Raw genomic sequence first — 16,371 nt, 5'->3', positions numbered from 1 at the left:
CAGGCCGCCACGACGACCGCCCACGACACCGCCGCCGAGCGCGCGTACGCGTCCGCCGACACCGACGCCGGGCGCGCCCCCGGAGCCGCGGGCGTCATGGTCGAGATCCGCTCCGTCCACAAGCGCTTCGGCACGCTCGACGTGCTGCGCGGCATCGACCTGACCGTGCGCGCCGGAGAGGTCACCGTCGTCCTCGGCCCGTCCGGCTCCGGCAAGTCCACGCTGCTGCGCGCCATCAACCATCTGGAGAAGGTCGACCGGGGCTGGATCGGCGTCGACGGCGACCCGATCGGCTACCGCAGGGACGGCGACAGGCTGTACGAACTCCGCGAGCGCGAGGTGCTGCGCCGGCGCACCCGGATCGGCTTCGTCTTCCAGGACTTCCGTCTCTTCCCGCACCTGACCGTGCTGGAGAACGTCGTCGAGGCACCGGTCTCCGTGCTTCGCCGCCCCAGGAAGGAGGCCGTCGCCGCGGCGGAGGAACTGCTCGCCCGGGTCGGGCTCGCCGGCAGGTCCGGGGCGTACCCCGGGCAGCTCTCCGGCGGGCAGCGGCAACGCGTCGCCATCGCCCGCGCGCTGGCCCTCGAACCGAAGCTGCTGCTCTTCGACGAGCCGACCTCGGCGCTCGACCCCGAACTCGTCGGCGAGGTCCTCGACGTGCTCAAGGACCTGGCCCGCCGGGGCACGACCATGATCGTCGTCACGCACGAGACCGGCTTCGCCCGGGAGGTGGCGGACACCGTCGTGTTCATGGACGAGGGGCGGATCGTGGAGCGGGGCGCCCCCGCGGACGTGCTCGACCGCCCCGAGCACGAACGCACCCGTGCCTTCCTCTCCAAGGTCCTGTGACCCCGGCCGCGCGCGCCGGGCGGGGCGGGGGCGCCGGGCCGCCCGCCCGGTCGGCCCGGTCTCCGGAGCGCCCGCCCGGCCCGCTCCGCCTCCGGGGCGCCCGGCCGACCCGGCCGCCCGACCCAGCGCCAACCACCCACCCCGACCCGATGTCCGCATCCACCCGATCCACCCGATCCGTCCGGCCCGTCCGTGCGGGCCGGAGCGCCGGCCCCGGAACGGGGCTCCGGAAGCACATCCCGAGAGGCAGGACGCATGTCCGTGACCACCGCCCCCCTGCACCTGGCCGCCGAGATCGGCGGTCCGCCCCGTTACGACCCCGGGCACTACACCGGCCTGGCCCGGCTCGCCGAACGCGGCGCCCTCGACTTCGTCACGCTCGGGGACTCCTTCGCCCGGCCCGGTCCGGACGCGCTCGCCGTCCTCTCCCGGGTGGCGCCGGCCACCGACCGGATCGGCCTGGTGCCCACCGTCACCACCACCCACACCGAGCCGTTCCACGTGTCGTCGGCCGTGGCCACCCTGGACTGGGTGAGCCGGGGCCGGGCGGGCTGGCTCGTCGACGTGTCGACGACGGGCGCCGAGGCCCGGCTGTTCGGCCGACGCCCGGCCGCGCCCGCCGACGCGCTGTGGCGCGAGGCCGGCGAGACCGCCGACGTGAGCGCCCGGCTCTGGGACAGCTGGGAGGACGACGCCGAGATCCGGGACGTCGCCACCGGCCGCTTCGTCGACCGCGACCGACTGCACCACGTCGACTTCGAGGGCGAGTTCTTCTCAGTCCGCGGCCCGGCCATCGTGCCCCGGCCCCCGCAGGGACACCCGGTCGTCGTCGTCGACGGCACGGCCGGTCCGGCCGCGCACACCGCCGCCCGGCACGCCGACGTCGTCCTCGTCCGGGCCACCGCCCCCGAGCGGGCCGCCGCCCTCCGCGCCGACCTGCGCCGCCGGGCCGAGGCGTACGGACGCGACCCCCGCACGCTCCGCGTCCTGGTCGCCCTCACCGTCGACCTCGGGGACGCCGAGACCGCCCCCGAACCAGGGCTGGACAGCGGGCCCCCGCTCGCCGCCGGCGGCTCCTACTACCGCGGCGGCCCGGTCGACCTCGCCGAACTCATCATCCGCTGGCATCGCGGCGGGGCGGCGGACGGTTTCCACCTCACCCCCATCACCCCCGGACGCGACCTCGAACGCATCGTCAACTGCACCGTGGCCCTGCTCCAGCACCGCGGCCTGTTCCGCACCTTCCACCCCGGCGGCACCCTGCGCGAACACCTCGGGCTGGCCCGCCCCGCCAACCGGTACGCCCTCGAAGGAGGACGCGCATGAGCCGTACGCCGCGACGGATGCACCTCGCCGCCCACTTCCCGGGCGTCAACAACACCACCGTCTGGTCGGACCCCCGCTCCGGCAGCCAGATCGACTTCTCCTCCTTCACCCACCTGGCGCGCACCGCCGAACGCGGCCTGTTCGACTTCTTCTTCCTGGCCGAGGGGCTGCGGCTGCGCGAACACAACGGCCGGATCCACGACCTGGACGTGGTCGGCCGGCCGGAATCCCTCACCGTGCTGGCCGCGCTGGCGGCCGTCACGGACCGGCTGGGCCTCGCCGCCACCGTCAGCACCACCTTCAACGAACCCTTCGAACTCGCCCGCAGGCTCGCCACCCTCGACCACCTCAGCGCGGGACGGGCCGCCTGGAACGTCGTCACCTCGTCGGACGCCTTCACCGGGGAGAACTTCCGCCGCGGCGGCTACCTCGACCGGGCCGACCGGTACACCCGCGCCGCCGAGTTCGTCGCCACCGCCCGCGAGCTCTGGGACAGCTGGACCCCCGACGGCGAGCCACGCCCCTTCGCACACCGCGGCCGGCACTTCGGCATCGAGGGCGAGTTCACCGTCCCGCGCTCCCCGCAGGGCCATCCCGTGGTCATCCAGGCCGGGGACTCGCCGGAGGGCCGCGCCTTCGCCGCGTCCGCCGCCGACGTCGTCTTCACCCGGCACAGCACCTTGGCGGCGGGCCGCGCCTTCTACGCCGACGTCAAGGGCCGGCTGGCGGCGTACGGCCGGGAACCCGACGCGCTGAAGATCATGCCCGGCGTCACCGTGGTGCTCGGCGACAGCGACGCCGAAGCCCGGGAACGGGCGGCCGGGATCCGCCTCCAGCAGGTCTCCCCCCAGGGCGCGCTGCTGGCCCTGGAACAGGTCTGGGGCCGCGACCTCTCCTCCTACGACCCCGACGGGCCGCTCCCCGACATCGACCCGGACCCCGGGGCCACGCTCGCCCGGGGCCGGGTGACGCACGGCGACCCCCTGGAGACGGCGGCCCGTTGGCGCGCGCTGTCGAAGGAGAAGGGGCTGTCCATCCGTCAGACCGTCGTCGAGGCGACCGGCCGGCAGTCCTTCATCGGCAGCCCGGAGACGGTCGCGGCGGCCCTGACGGAGTTCGTGGCCGAGGACGCCGCCGACGGCTTCATCCTCGTGCCGCATCTCACGCCGGGCGGGCTCGACGACTTCGTCGACCGGGTCGTGCCGCTCCTCCAGGAGCGCGGGGCGTTCCGCACCGAGTACGCCGGCCCCACGCTGCGCTCGCACCTCGGCCTGGCCGCCCCGGACCGCTGAGGGCTGCGGCCGCCCGCGGCGCGGAGGGCGGCGAGGCAGGCGGTGGCGGCCTCGCCGCGGCGGGCGGCAGGGCCGCGCCGCGGCTCGAACTCGTTGACGCGGCGCTCGACGGTGTCGCGTTCGCCGACGGCACACCTTGCCCGACGAGATCCTCGAACCGAACATGGGCCCGGCCCATCCGGCGAGCGGAAATCCGTGCGGAGGGAGAGGACGGGGCCTGCTACGCCGCGCCGGACCTGGTGATCCACTACATCGCGGAGCACCGATACTGCCCACCCGAGGAGTTCTGCCAGGCCGCGGTGCGGGCCGCGGGGTTCGAGACGGTCGAGGTACTGACCCTCGCCGAGTAGCGCACCTCACCGTCATATTCCTTATGGGGCAACGATTTCGCGGGTCTCCGCGGCACCGGGGCAGACCTCCGGGCCGAACGCGTCCGGGCGGTGACGCCCCCTTGCGAAAGAAGTTGACCCCTTGAATACTCCCGTACAGCGCTTGTCAGGAACACGGCATGTCCGTGCCATGGGCGGGCCGTCGTGCGAACGACTGCGCCTCACGGGCCCCACCACCCCACAGGCGGGCCCCCGACTTCCCTCGGGAGGAACGAAAAGTGAGGATCAAGCGCACCACCCCCCTCAACGGCACCACGCCCCTCAGCGGCGCCGGCAGACGCGGCCGGGCCGCAGCGGTCGCCGCGGGCCTCGTCGCCGTCGCGGCCCTCGCGGTCCCCAGCGCCCAGGCCGACCCCGCCCCCACGTTCGGCGCCAGTCAGCTCACCGCCGCGAGCGACGCCGTGCTCAAGGCCGACGTGGCGGGCACCGCCTGGAGCGTCGACCAGAAGAACGGCGACGTGGTGGTCTCCGCGGACAGCACGGTCACCCAGGCCGAGATCAAGCGGATCAAGCAGGCCGCCGGGGCCAACGCGGGGGCCCTGCGGATCGAGCGCACCCCCGGAAAGCTCAGCAAGCTGCTCTCCGGCGGCGACGCGATCTACGCCCCCGGCTGGCGCTGCTCGCTCGGCTTCAACGTCCGCAGCGGCAGCACCTACTACTTCCTGACCGCCGGTCACTGCACCGACGGCAACCCGCCCTGGTACACCAGCTCCTCCCAGACGACCAAAATCGGCGCCACGGTCGGCTCCAGCTTCCCGACCAACGACTACGGCCTGGTGCGCTACGACAACACCTCGGTTCCCCACGACGGCACCGTGGGCGGCGTCGACATCACCGGCGCGGCCAACGCCACGGTCGGCATGTCCGTCACCCGCCGCGGCTCCACCACGGGCATCCACAGCGGGTCCGTCACGGGCCTCAACGCCACGGTCAACTACGGCAACGGCGAGATCGTGTACGGCCTGATCAAGACCAATGTGTGCGCGGAGCCCGGCGACTCCGGCGGCCCGCTCTACTCCGGCTCCAACGCCATCGGTCTCACCTCGGGCGGCAGCGGCGACTGCACCTTCGGCGGCACCACGTACTTCCAGCCGGTCACCGAGGCGCTCAGCGCGTACGGCGTCAGCGTCTACTGACCGCGAGGGCGTGATCGCGAGGGCCTGATCGCGTACGGGCCCGCGCCCGGCGGTTTCCGCACTCATGACCGACTGTCGAACGCCCGTTGGTCACATCCTCGGTCGACAGCCTGAAAAGAGACGGAGCCCCTGCCCGAATGCTGGGCAGGGGCTCCCGTTCGCCCGGCGGCTTTTGAGAGGATGTGGGGCAGGTCGGTCATGCAGGAGCAAACGGGGGCGGATGCAGTGCCTCCCGGGGGAGGCCCTCCGGAGCCCCCGGCAGAGACCCCAGGGGGTTGCGGAGCCGTGAATCGCATCGGAGTGACCGGTCACCGCAGCATCCCGCAGGAGGCCCACGCGTATGTGCTGGCAGGGCTGGAGGCGGCCCTCCGCGGCCTCGAAGGCTCCCTGGAGGCGCTGTCCAGCCTGGCGGTCGGCGCCGACCAGCTCTTCGCCGACCTCGCCCTGGCCCACGGCGCGGAGCTGACCGCGGTGGTCCCCAGCGGCGACTACGAGTCCTGCTTCGCGGACGCGCTCGAACTCGCCCGCTACCGGGCCCTCAAGAACCGGGCGTCCCGCGAGGTGCGGCTGGACTTCGCGCACTCCACCGACGAGGCGTACTACGCGGCGGGCGCGTACATCGTGGACCACTGCGACCGGCTGCTCGCCGTGTGGGACGGCCGGCCCGCCCGCGGCCTCGGCGGCACGGGCGACATCGTGACGTACGCCCGCAGCCTGGGCCGCCCGGTCACCGTGATCTGGCGCGAGGGCGTGGAGCGCGGCTGACCGCCGGCGCCGCGGCGGGCGGGAACGGGCCCCGCGCTCACATCTGGTGCCGGGCCAGCCAGTCGGTGTGCTGCGGGGAGACGATGCGCTCGGTCTCGAACACGGCCCGCGGCCACTGCCGTTCGGTCAGCGTGGTCTCCATCGCCACCTGCATCGACTCCAGGTCCTGCTCCACCAGCGAGTGGGCAGAGATCAGCGGGTGGTGACGGCGGATCTCGTTCCACGCCAGACAGGCCGCGGCGGCGGCCGACAGCACCCCGGTCAGGGCGAAGGACTGAGTGACGGAGAACGTCCGCAGCAGGGCCGACAGCAGGGCCAGCGCGGTCAGCACGGCGATCGTGCTCGACCAGAGCAGGGTGGCCCGGCGCGACACCTCCTGGCGCCTGCGGTACCACGTGCGCTGCTCGATCAGCCGGTCGCGCACATAGGTCTCCTTGCGGACGGTGAACGCCTTGTTCCGCAGCTTGCGCATGGACTCCGTGATCAGCCCGCCCGAATCCGCCGTCAGCTCGCGCGGGTCGGCCCAGCCCACCTTGCGCAGCTCCTGGAGTCCCTCCTCCAGACGGTTGGCGAACACCGCCTCGGGGTGCTCGACACCGGAGTCGAAGGGCGCCCCGTGCACCGAGTAGCGCCAGCACATCGACTTGATGAACTCGGCCGCGGAGCGGTTGAGCTGCCAATGCGACTTCGCCCGGCGTCGGGTGGCGGCATAGGTCGTGATCAGCACCCCCGCGTAGGACAGCACGCCCACGGCGTCGGCGAGCTGGAAGGCGTCGCCCAGTCGTGCGTGCCAGGGCAGCGCCGCCGGAATCGTGCCGACGACCAGCAGGATCAGCTGGATCCGGGTGGTGTTCACCGCCTCCCGCTGGCTCGCGATGGCGATCGTGTCCGTGTGATGGAAGAGCTCCGGCAGGTCAGCGTTCCTGAACACCATGCTCTGGAGTGGTCCGGGAATCGCCGTCATGTTCGCTCCCGTCTGCGGTTGTGGGGGCATGAGGGTAGGCGGCGGCGTCGGGGGCGGCAACGGATCCGACGCGACAACGGCTGTTTTCGGTCCTGCTCGGCCGATTCCGGTCCTGGCCGATTCCGGTCCCCGCCGCGCCCGGGGCGGGACGTTGTGAGCGCCTAGTCCAACTGGCAGTATTTTAAGGCAAGTTACCGAGAGTTCACCCTGCGGCTGCGAGTGGGGGCGCGACGACGGACCGGGCGGGTCGGGGTGCGGGCCGAGCGGCCGGGGCTGCCGCCCCACGGCGCCGATGCGCCGGGCGGGCGACGGCCCGCTCCCGGGACCCCGGTCCGGGCGTCTCGGGATCTCGACCCGGACGTCTCGGGGCCTCGACTCGAACGCCGATGCCGTCTTCGGATTTCTCTGCGGATTTGGCTGGTCGCGGGAGGGGGCCCGGGCGACTCCCGTGACGCCCGGGCCTCGCTGTATGCCACTCGTGTGACGAGTGGATCTCCGCAGTTGCCAAGGCTGTTGAGGGGAGTAAAGTCATTCCGCCGGGCACTGTGATGACGCGGAAACCGGCTGCTTTGTCCATGATCCGGAACTCTCCCCTCAAGGATGACCCGTGAAGATCACTGAATCCCCCCGTGCCCTCGCCCGCGCGAAGAACGGCCGCGCGTCGCTGACCGAGATCGACGCCCGCGGCGCCGAAGCCGCCCGCAAGCTCGGCCGAGTGTTCTCGGCCCCCGCCGACCGCCACACCCAGGCGTCCACCTTCAATTCCGCGCTCTGACCGCGTCGCATGCTGGCTAGACTGAGGGAATGACAGGACCCCTGGTCCCATTCCGCGAAATCGTGCTCAAAGTGCACAGCAGGTGCGATCTCGCCTGCGACCATTGCTACGTCTACGAACATGCAGATCAGAGTTGGCGTACCCGCCCCAGAACAATCTCTGACGACGTCATTTTCCGGACAGCTCAGCGCCTGGCCGAGCATGCCGCAGCGCATGCGTTGCCCTCCGTGTCAGTGATCCTGCACGGAGGGGAGCCCCTGCTGGCGGGTCCCGCCCGACTGCGACGCGTCTGCGAGGCACTCGTCTCCGCCCTCGACGGCATCACGGAGCTCGACCTCCGCGTCCACACCAACGGCACCCAGCTCAGCCCGCGCTATCTCGACCTCTTCGACGAGTTCGGCGTCAGGGTCGGCATCTCCCTCGACGGCGACCGGGCCGCCAACGACCGCCACCGCCGCTACGCCGACGGACGCAGCAGCCACCCCCTGGTGCTCAAGGCCGTCGAACTGCTCCACCAGGAGCGCTACCGCCACCTCGATCTCGGCCTGCTGTGCACCGTCGACGTCCGGAACGACCCGCACGCGGTCCTCGACGCGCTCGTCGACCTCGAACCGCCGCTCATCGACTTCCTGCTGCCGCACGCCACCTGGGACGAGCCGCCCCTTCGCCCGGACGGGTCGCCCACCGCCTACGCCGACTGGCTCCTCGCGGTCTTCGACCGCTGGCAGGAGCGGGGGCGTCCGGTGCCGGTGCGGATGTTCTCCTCGCTGCTGTCCACCCTGGGCGGCGGCCCCAGCCTCACCGAGTCCCTGGGACTCGCCCCCACCGACCTCGTCGTGGTGGAGACCGACGGCCGGCTGGAGCAGGTCGACTCGCTCAAGAGCGCCTACGAGGGCGCGGCGGCCACCGGGTTCGACGTCTTCGACCACGCCTTCGACGAGGTGGCGGCCCATCCCGGCGTGCGCGCCCGCCAACTCGGGCTGGCCGGGGTGAGCGAGACCTGCCGGAGCTGCCCGGTCGTCCGTTCCTGCGGAGGCGGCCTCTACACCCACCGCTACGACTCCGTGTCGCCGTCCGACGCGTTCGACAACCCCTCCGTGTACTGCGCCGACCTGGCGGCCCTGGTGCGCGGCGTCGAGGCGCGCACGGCGCACACCCTCGTCGCGCCCGCGGTGACCGACCCCGCCGAGCTGGCCGCCGCCCAGCAGGACCTCACCCGCACCCTGCTCGCCCGGCTGAACGCCGACATCGGCCGGCGCGGCGGCGCGGAGTGGGCCGCCGCCTGGGAGCTGGCCGCCGCCCTCGACGGCTCCGACGAGGGGGCCCGCGGCCTGGACGAGGTGCTGGCCCTGCCCTACACCCGCGGCTGGCTGCTCCACGCGCTGGAGACGGCCCACGACCCGTCCGGGGCCGCGCGCGCGGCGCGGCGGCTGCCGGCGTACCTGGCGGCGGCCGCGGTCCGGGCCGGACTCGATCTGCCCGTCCGGGTGACGTTCACGGACGGACGACTCCTCCTGCCCGGTCTCGGCGCGCTGCGGCTCGCGGACGCGGGGGAGAGCGGCACGGCCGTGGTGCGGGGCGCCGGGGACGGCTTCCTGGTCCGGCGGGAGGGGGGCGGTGCGGCCGGGACGAGGACCGTCCGGCCGGAGGAGCCCGGCCCCGGCTGGCGGCCGCTGCGACGGATCGCCGTGCCCGGCGCGGCGACCGGCCCGGTGCTCGACGACACCGACCCGTACCGCGACTGCTTCGGGCTTCCGCCGGCCGACGCCCTCGGCGACCGCGCCGCCGCCGCTCTCGCGGCCCGGGTCGGCGAGGCATGGGCGTTGATCGAGGCGAAGGCGCCCGCCCGCGCCCGGGAGATGGCGGGCTTCCTCACCACCCTCACCCCGCTGTCCGGAGCGGCCCCCGCGGAGCCCGCCGTCGGACGGCACGGGCCCGGCGCGCTGGGCGTCCCCGTGGACGGCACCGCCGAGGAGCTGGCGTTCGTCCTGCTCCGGGGCTTCCGGCGGGCCCGGTTGCGGGCGCTTCGCGATGTCACGGATCTTTACGCGGCAGACGGCTCCTGGGAGCATCGAATTCCCTGGCAGGAAGAGCCGGTTCCGTTTTCCCGGCTGCTGGCCGAGACCTATGAGCGGATGGCATTGGGTGCTTTCGGGCCGCAATGGCTGGAAGGCGTGGGGCAGGCTCTTGACACGCTGGAGGGGGCGGCCGAGCTGACCGTCCATGGAAAGCGCCTGTTGGACCTGATGCGAAAAGAGACCTGAGAGGTATTCGATTCCCTTATTCCGTTTCGGCCGGACGCCGCCGAACACGGGACAACCGGGAATAAAGGCCGCAGACCGAATTCGATCAAGGGAACGATCGGCTCGTTCCGGGAACGTATGACTGGAAACCGGCGTTGAATGACCGAACGCCATGGGGGTGGAGCAGCGTCCGCTCCGGAATGATGAATTCGCCCGCATTCACTTCACGCCTCGGATGCGGGTGCTCACACAGGACGGGGGTCGTGTGCACGCAACAACGCAACAGCGAGCGGCGGACCATCGGCCGTACTTCTTCTTGAGCTATGCCCACACACCGGGGTACGGCGGTGGAACGGACCCCGACATGTGGGTCGAGCGGCTCTTCCACGATCTCTGCGGCCATGTGATGGCCATGACCGATCTGCCCGCGGGCGCGCCCGCCGGGTTCATCGACCGGGAGATACGCTCCGGCGAGGGCTGGTCGGAGCGGCTGGGCGAGGTGCTCGCCACCTGCCGGGTGTTCGTTCCGCTGTTCTCGCCGCGCTACTTCGCCAGTGAGATGTGCGGCAAGGAGTGGTACGCCTTCGCGCAGCGCGCCATCCATCATCGCGCCCGCTCGAATCAGCGGGCCGAGGCGATCGTCCCGGCGCTCTGGGTGCCGGTGCCGCCGAGTCAACTCCCGGGCCCCGCAGAGCGATTGCAGTTCAATCACCGCGATTTCGGGGACCGCTACGTCAGCGACGGACTCTATGGACTCATCAAACTCCGGCTCTTCGCCGAGGAGTACGAGCGCGCCGTCTACGAACTCGCCAAACGCATAGTCAATGTGGCGGACACGATCCGGCTCGGCACCGGCCGCCCCGTCGACTACCGCATGGCCCCCAGCGCCTTCGGCCCGCCCAACAGCACGGTCTCCCCGCGCCCGATGCAGGTGACCATCGCCGCGCCCACCCGGCACGAACTGCCCGAGGGCCGCAGCGACGAGTACTACGGCGACACCCCGCAGGACTGGAACCCGTACCATCCGGCCGCCGTCCGCCCGCTGGCCTATGTGGCCGAAGACCTGGTCCGGTCCCTCAACTACCAGGCGACCATCGCCTCCTTCGACGAGGAGTCCGGGCATCCCGAGGGCAAGCAGACGCCCAGCAGGCCGGAGATCCTGCTCGTCGACCGCTGGGCCCTCCAGGACGAGGAGCGGCGGCAGCGGCTCGCCGCCTTCGACGCCGAGGACCGCCCCTGGGTGACGATGGTCGTGCCGTGGAACCGGGAGGACCTGGAGAACAGGGTGGCCGAGGCCGAACTCACCGAGAAGCTCGAACAGACCATGCCGGCCAAGATGCGCCAGGGACGGGCCTTCTGCCGGGCCGCCGCCAAGGGCGTGCCCAGCATGGAGGCGTTCGGGCAGATCCTGCCGCAGGTGGTCGAGGTGGCGGCCCAGCAGTACCTGAGGCACGCGACGGTCTACCCGCCCGCCGGCGGCGGACACACCGAACGGACACGCTTGACGGGGCCGATGGCGCAGACGGACCACCTCCCCGAGACACACGACCCTGCGACGGATGCGGAGGACACGGATGACCACCGGTCGTGACGGGCGCATCGTCACCTTCTACTCGTACAAGGGCGGCACCGGGCGCACCATGGCCCTGGCCAACACCGCCTGGATACTCGCCGCCAACGGAAAACGGGTGCTGGCCGTCGACTGGGACCTGGAGGCGCCGGGACTCCACCGGTTCTTCCACCCGTTCCTCGACCCCTCCACGCTCGGCGCCACCACCGGCGTCATCGACCTGATCACCGAGTACGCGTGGGCCGCGACCAGCCCCGCCCGGCGCCCCGACGACTGGCACCGCGACTACGCCCGCATCCAGCCGCACGCCGTCTCCCTCACCCCCGAGACGTTCGGCTGGCAGTTCCCGCAGGGCGGCACCCTCGACTTCGTCTCCGCGGGGCGCCAGAACCGTGAGTACTCCGCGACCGTCTCCACCTTCGACTGGGACAACTTCTACGACCGGCTCGGCGGCGGCCACTTCTTCGACGCCCTGCGCGACGACATGAAGGCCAACTACGACTACGTCCTGATCGACAGCCGGACCGGCCTCAGCGACATCGCCGACATCTGCACCGTCCATCTGCCCGACGTCCTCGTCGACTGCTTCACCCTCAGCGACCAGTCCATCGACGGCGCCGCCTCCGTCGCCCGGCAGATCTCCGAGCGCTACACCGGCCGCCCCATCGCGATCTACCCCGTCCCCATGCGCATCGACGAGGGCGAGAAGGAGAAGGCCGACGCCGGACGGGCCCTGGCCCGGCTGAAGTTCGACCGGCTGCCGCGCGACCTCTCCGGCGACGAGCTCACCGCCTACTGGGGCGCGGTGGAGATCCCGTACCGCCCCTACTACGCGTACGAGGAGACCCTCGCCACCTTCGGCGACGAAGCCGGTCTGAGCAACTCGCTGCTCTCCGCCTTCGAACGGCTCACCGCGTTCATCACCGACCGGCGGATCACCTCGATGCCCCCGGTCGGCGAGGAGGTGCGGCTGCGCATCCGGGACGCGTTCACCCGGCGCCGGCCCACCCTGCCCGCCGATCTCTTCCTCAGCTACGTGGCGGAGAACCGGATGTGGGCCGACTGGATCGAATCCGTGCTCACCCGGGCCGGATTCCGCGTCGTGCCGCGCGACGTGTCCGTCGAGCGGGAGGGTACGGAGCAGACGGCCACCGCGGAGAACGCGGCCCGCACCGTGGTCCTGCTCTCCAACGCCTACCTCAAGTCGCAGCGCGCGGTCGGCGCCTGGAACCGGGCCGCGTCCGACGACCCCGGCGGCGGCCGGCGCCAGCTGCTGCCGGTCAGGGTCGGCGACGTGCGCCTGTCGGCGTCCTACATCGACCGCAACCCCGTGGACCTCTTCCGGCTCGACGAGGCGCACGCCACCGCCGCGCTGCTGCGCGCCCTGGACCGGCCGGTGCAGCCGACCGACGGGGTGCCGCCCGGCCCGCGCTTCCCGGGCACCGTCCCCCGGATCTGGAACGCGCCGCCGCGCAACCCCGGCTTCACCGGCCGCTCCACGGTCCTGGAGCGGATGCGCGACCAGCTCGGCGGCGGCATGGCCGTCGTCCTGCCCCAGCCGCAGACCCTGTACGGCCTCGGCGGCGTCGGCAAGACCCAGGTGGCGCTGGAGTACGTGCACCGCTTCATGGCCGACTACGACCTGGTCTGGTGGATCGCGTCGGAGCAGACCGACGACGTGGTGGCCTCGCTCGCGGAGCTGGCCGTGCAGATCGGCGCCCAGGGCGGCGACGACATGGTGGCCGCCTCCCGGGAGGCGGTGGACCTGCTGCGGCGCGGTGTGCCCACGGACCGCTGGCTGCTGGTCTTCGACAACGCCGACGACCCCGAACGGCTCAAGCGGTACTTCCCGCAGAGCGGTTCCGGGCACATCCTGGTCACCTCCCGGAACCAGTCGTGGTCGCAGCACGGCGACGCGCTGCCCGTCGACGTGTTCCTGCGCGAGGAGTCCGTCGAGCACCTCCAGCGCCGGGCGCCGGGGCTGAGCGCCGAGGACGCCGACCAGGTGGCCATGGCGGTCGGCGACCTGCCGCTGGCCGTGGAGCAGGCGGCGGCGTGGATCGCGGAGACCGCCACCCCGATCGACACGTACCTGGAACAGCTGGCCCAGCAGGCCCCCGAGGTGCTGGCGCTCAACCAGCCGGCCGGCTATCCGCAGCCGGTCGCCGCGACCTGGAACATCTCCATAGAACGGCTCAAGGAGCGCTCGCCCGCCGCGGTGCGGCTGCTCCAGCTCTGCGCCTTCTTCGCCCCGGAGCCGATCTCGGGCAATCTCCTCTACAGCAAGGAGATGATCGAGGCGCTGAAGCCGTACGACCCCGCGCTCCAGGAGAAGCTGGTGCTGGGCCGGGTCATCCGGGAGATCGGCCGGTTCGCCCTGGCCAAGGTCGACCAGGTGTCCAACTCCATCCAGGTGCACCGCCTCGTCCAGGCCGTCATCCGGGCGCAGCTCAGCGAGGAGGAGCGGCGGGACGCCCGGCACGCCGTCCACCGCATCCTGGCGGGCGCCCGGCCCGACGACGACGAGCCCATCGACAACCCCGCGACCTGGCCGCAGTTCGCCACCATCTGGCCGCACCTCGCCCCCTCCGACGCCCGCAACTGCAAGGAGCCGGAGGCCCGCAGGCTGCTGATCGACCGGGTCCGCTACCTCTGGAAGCGCGGCGAGTTCAGGACCGCCGGGGCGCTCTGCGAGGAGCTGCGCGCCATCTGGAAGGAGACGCTCGGCGAGCGGGACATCCAGTACCTCTACCTCTGCTTCCACCTCGCCAACATCTACCGCTCGCGCGGCCGTTACGTGGAGGCGCGGGAGCTGGACGAGATCACTCTGGCGGTGCAGCAGGAGGTGCTGGGCCCGGAGCACCCGCACACCTACATGAGCATCAGCAGCCTGGCGACGGACCTGGGCACGCTGGGCGAGTACACCAGGGCGATCGAGCTGGCGACGGAGGCCACCGACGGGTTCAACCAGATCTTCCACGACTCGCACCCCAGGACCCTGGCGGCGGCGAACAACCTGGCGTTCACCCTGCGGTCCATCGGGCAGTACGCCCGGGCCCGCGAGATCGACCAGGACGTCTTCGACCGAAGGGTCGAGGTGCTGGGGGAGGAGCACCCCTACAGCCTGTCCTCGGCCATGAACCTGGCCCGCGACCTGCGCGACGTCGGCCGGTACGAGGACTCCGTCGCCATCCTCAGCCGCACATACGACAGCTACAAGGCCACCCTCGGGCGGGCCTTCCCCGGCACGCTGAGCGCCGCCAAGAGCCTGGCGGTCTCGTTGCGCAGGGCGGGCAGGCTGGAGGAAGCCCGCCGGCTCACGGTGGCCACGCTCGGCCGTTACCGGGCCAAGTACACGGCGGCCAACCCGGAATGGCTCGCCTGCGAGCTCAACCTGGCGGCCGACCTGTACGCGGCGGGCGAGCTCACCGAGGCCAGGGACACCGCGCAGCAGGTCGTCGACCAGTACATGAAGGTGCCGGGGGAGAAGCACCCGACCACTCTGGCCGCGCTGAACAACCTCGCCGTCTACCACCTGGGCGTCGGCGATGTGGAGGAGTCGGAGCGGGTGCTGACCCGGGTGGTCGCATCGATGCGGGAGATGTACGGGCAGGAGCACCCCAACACGCTGTTCTGCGCCATGAACCTCGCCAACGCGACGGCCGAACGGGGCGATCTCGACCTCGTGCTGAGGACCGAGCGGAGACTGGCCGGGCAGTTGCGGCACGCCCTCGGGTCGCATCACCCGGAGACCCTGGCCATGACGTCGAACATGGCGGTCACACTGGACGCGATGGGACGCGAGGAGGAGGCGGCGCGGCTGCGGGCGGAAACGGGCGACGAACTGGCCCGGCAGCTCGGCGAGGACCACCCGATGACCCGGATCGCCCGGGACGAGCGCCGCTTCGAGCGCGAGCTGGAGCCGATGGGGGCGTGACCGGCCGGGGGCGGGTCCGCCATCCGGCCGGCCCGCCCCGACCGCCCCGGCGGGGCACTCGTCCCGCCCGGCGGCGTCGCCCGTACCCGTGTCCGCGCCCGGGGCCTCAGCCGGCGGTCGGTTCCAGCAGCCAGTTGAGGATCCTGGGCAGGGCGTGCAGGGCGTCGAAGTGCGCGGCCGTCGGGTCCACCACCACGGTCGAGTTCGGGATGCGGTCGGCCAGCCAGCGGGAATGGCCCACCGGCGAGAACACGTCCTTCTCGCCGTGCCACAGCAGCACCGGACCGGGAATGTCCGAGGGGTCGAACCCCCAAGGGCGGCTGAACGCGATCGCGTCGTCGATCCATCCCCATGCCGAAGTGCGCAGCCCCTCGCTGTAGTTGCGCAGCAGCATGGTGCGGACCCCCGCGTCGTTGACCACCATCCGGTCGGATTCGGTCAGCTCCCGGCGCAGGTCGTCGATGAGTCGGACCGGATTCTTCCTGATCACCGCGGACCGCGAGATGAAGGACTCCGCGAGCCCGTCCGGGTCGGTCGCCGCGGTGGAGTACGCCAGCACATTGGAGGCGGCCATCCCCTCGAACCAGTCGAGCCCGTCGGCGCCCCAGGGCGCCAGCCCGACCAGGGCGGCCGTACGGGTCACCCGCTCGGGCATCAACGCCGCGCAGGCCAGCGCGTGCGGCGCGCCGCCGGACCGGCCCACCACCGCGAACCGTTCGAGGCCGAGATGGTCCGCGATGGCCCGCACGTCCTGCACGGCGTCGGCGACGCAGCGGCCCGGCAGCCGGTCGGAGTGCCCGTAGCCCGGCCGGTCGTAGGCGATCAGTTGTGTCTTGCGCTGGTACAGCACCATGCCGCGCGGGGCTGGGCCGAGCCTGCTGCCGGGCATCCCGTGCAGCAGGAAGACCGGTCTGCCGCGCGGATCGCCCAGACGCTCCACCATCAGATGCCGCCCGTCCTCCGCGCGCACCCGGCTTCGCACTCCGTGCCTCCTCCGTCGTGGTGCGGGCACGGCGTGCCCGGCTTCCCCGCCCCCAAATGATGATGACTCATCAGAGCCCTTATAGGGACGGCGTGTTGAGAAAGGAGGAGGTGTTCAAGGGGCGCGATCGTGGTGCCGCCCGG

At 72.1% G+C, this 16,371-nt stretch carries 12 protein-coding genes; 10 read left to right on the top strand and 2 right to left on the bottom strand.

What is annotated here, in order from left to right; all coding sequences use genetic code 11:
- The first annotated feature begins 96 nt into the window (after positions 1-96).
- From WA762_RS19735 to WA762_RS19715, 6 genes are all read left to right on the top strand, one after another.
- A complete protein-coding gene (locus tag WA762_RS19735) occupies positions 97-849 on the top strand; it encodes an amino acid ABC transporter ATP-binding protein (RefSeq protein WP_335937252.1) in 753 nt (250 codons plus the stop codon).
- Between the two features lie 255 nt (positions 850-1,104).
- Positions 1,105-2,175, top strand: a complete 1,071-nt coding sequence (locus WA762_RS19730) for an LLM class flavin-dependent oxidoreductase (RefSeq protein ID WP_335937196.1) — start codon at positions 1,105-1,107, stop codon at positions 2,173-2,175.
- A complete protein-coding gene (locus WA762_RS19725; RefSeq protein WP_335937195.1) occupies positions 2,172-3,467 on the top strand; it encodes an NtaA/DmoA family FMN-dependent monooxygenase in 1,296 nt (431 codons plus the stop codon). Before WA762_RS19730 ends, WA762_RS19725 begins: the two co-directional genes overlap by 4 nt.
- A complete protein-coding gene (locus tag WA762_RS35715; protein WP_443080635.1) occupies positions 3,464-3,817 on the top strand; it encodes a DUF7919 family protein in 354 nt (117 codons plus the stop codon). The genes WA762_RS19725 and WA762_RS35715 overlap by 4 nt, the downstream gene beginning before the upstream one ends.
- Before the next feature lie 257 nt (positions 3,818-4,074).
- Positions 4,075-4,992 (top strand): S1 family peptidase, encoded by a 918-nt coding sequence (locus WA762_RS19720; RefSeq protein ID WP_335937194.1) that lies wholly within the window; start codon positions 4,075-4,077, stop codon positions 4,990-4,992.
- A gap of 285 nt (positions 4,993-5,277) precedes the next feature.
- Entirely contained in the window at positions 5,278-5,757 is a 480-nt protein-coding gene (locus tag WA762_RS19715; RefSeq protein ID WP_335937193.1) for a hypothetical protein, read from the top strand.
- 37 nt (positions 5,758-5,794) lie between these two features.
- Here WA762_RS19715 and WA762_RS19710 read toward each other — a convergent pair whose 3' ends face one another.
- Positions 5,795-6,691: a DUF4231 domain-containing protein gene (locus WA762_RS19710; RefSeq protein ID WP_335937192.1), complete on the bottom strand. Its 897-nt coding sequence runs from the start codon at positions 6,689-6,691 to the stop codon at positions 5,795-5,797.
- A gap of 637 nt (positions 6,692-7,328) precedes the next feature.
- Between WA762_RS19710 and fxsA the strand changes: the two genes are divergently transcribed.
- The 4 genes from fxsA (at position 7,329) to fxsT (ending at position 15,246) form a co-directional block, all read left to right on the top strand.
- Positions 7,329-7,496 carry an FxSxx-COOH cyclophane-containing RiPP peptide gene (gene fxsA, locus WA762_RS19705; protein WP_335937191.1) on the top strand — a complete coding sequence of 56 codons (168 nt, stop codon included), beginning with the start codon at positions 7,329-7,331 and terminating at the stop codon, positions 7,494-7,496.
- A gap of 29 nt (positions 7,497-7,525) precedes the next feature.
- Positions 7,526-9,760, top strand: coding sequence for a radical SAM/SPASM protein FxsBH, inactivated beta-hydroxylase extension form (gene fxsBH / locus WA762_RS19700; protein WP_335937190.1), 2,235 nt, complete (start codon positions 7,526-7,528; stop codon positions 9,758-9,760).
- Positions 9,761-9,974: 214 nt separating this feature from the next.
- Complete coding sequence (locus WA762_RS19695; protein ID WP_335937189.1) at positions 9,975-11,330, top strand: TIR-like protein FxsC; 1,356 nt, start codon at positions 9,975-9,977, stop codon at positions 11,328-11,330.
- Positions 11,314-15,246 carry an FxSxx-COOH system tetratricopeptide repeat protein gene (gene fxsT, locus WA762_RS19690; RefSeq protein ID WP_335937188.1) on the top strand — a complete coding sequence of 1,311 codons (3,933 nt, stop codon included), beginning with the start codon at positions 11,314-11,316 and terminating at the stop codon, positions 15,244-15,246. Before WA762_RS19695 ends, fxsT begins: the two co-directional genes overlap by 17 nt.
- A gap of 106 nt (positions 15,247-15,352) precedes the next feature.
- Here fxsT and WA762_RS19685 read toward each other — a convergent pair whose 3' ends face one another.
- Entirely contained in the window at positions 15,353-16,228 is an 876-nt protein-coding gene (locus WA762_RS19685) for an alpha/beta fold hydrolase (protein ID WP_335937187.1), read from the bottom strand.
- Between the last annotated feature and the right edge of the window lie 143 nt (positions 16,229-16,371).

The organism is Streptomyces tyrfis, assembly GCF_037034285.1.
Taxonomy (GTDB): Bacteria; Actinomycetota; Actinomycetes; order Streptomycetales; family Streptomycetaceae; genus Streptomyces.
This window is presented reverse-complemented; position numbering and strand designations above follow the sequence as displayed.

What these genes read in the sequence shown, in the direction of transcription:
- fxsBH (WP_335937190.1), top strand. Translation starts at nt 7,526, where the DNA reads ATGACAGGACCCCTGGTCCCATTCCGCGAAATCGTGCTCAAAGTGCAC.
- WA762_RS19730 (WP_335937196.1), top strand. Translation starts at nt 1,105, where the DNA reads ATGTCCGTGACCACCGCCCCCCTGCACCTGGCCGCCGAGATCGGCGGT.
- WA762_RS19695 (WP_335937189.1), top strand. Translation starts at nt 9,975, where the DNA reads ATGCGGGTGCTCACACAGGACGGGGGTCGTGTGCACGCAACAACGCAA.
- WA762_RS19710 (WP_335937192.1), bottom strand. Translation starts at nt 6,691, where the DNA reads ATGGTGTTCAGGAACGCTGACCTGCCGGAGCTCTTCCATCACACGGAC.
- WA762_RS19735 (WP_335937252.1), top strand. Translation starts at nt 97, where the DNA reads ATGGTCGAGATCCGCTCCGTCCACAAGCGCTTCGGCACGCTCGACGTG.
- fxsT (WP_335937188.1), top strand. Translation starts at nt 11,314, where the DNA reads ATGACCACCGGTCGTGACGGGCGCATCGTCACCTTCTACTCGTACAAG.
- WA762_RS19725 (WP_335937195.1), top strand. Translation starts at nt 2,172, where the DNA reads ATGAGCCGTACGCCGCGACGGATGCACCTCGCCGCCCACTTCCCGGGC.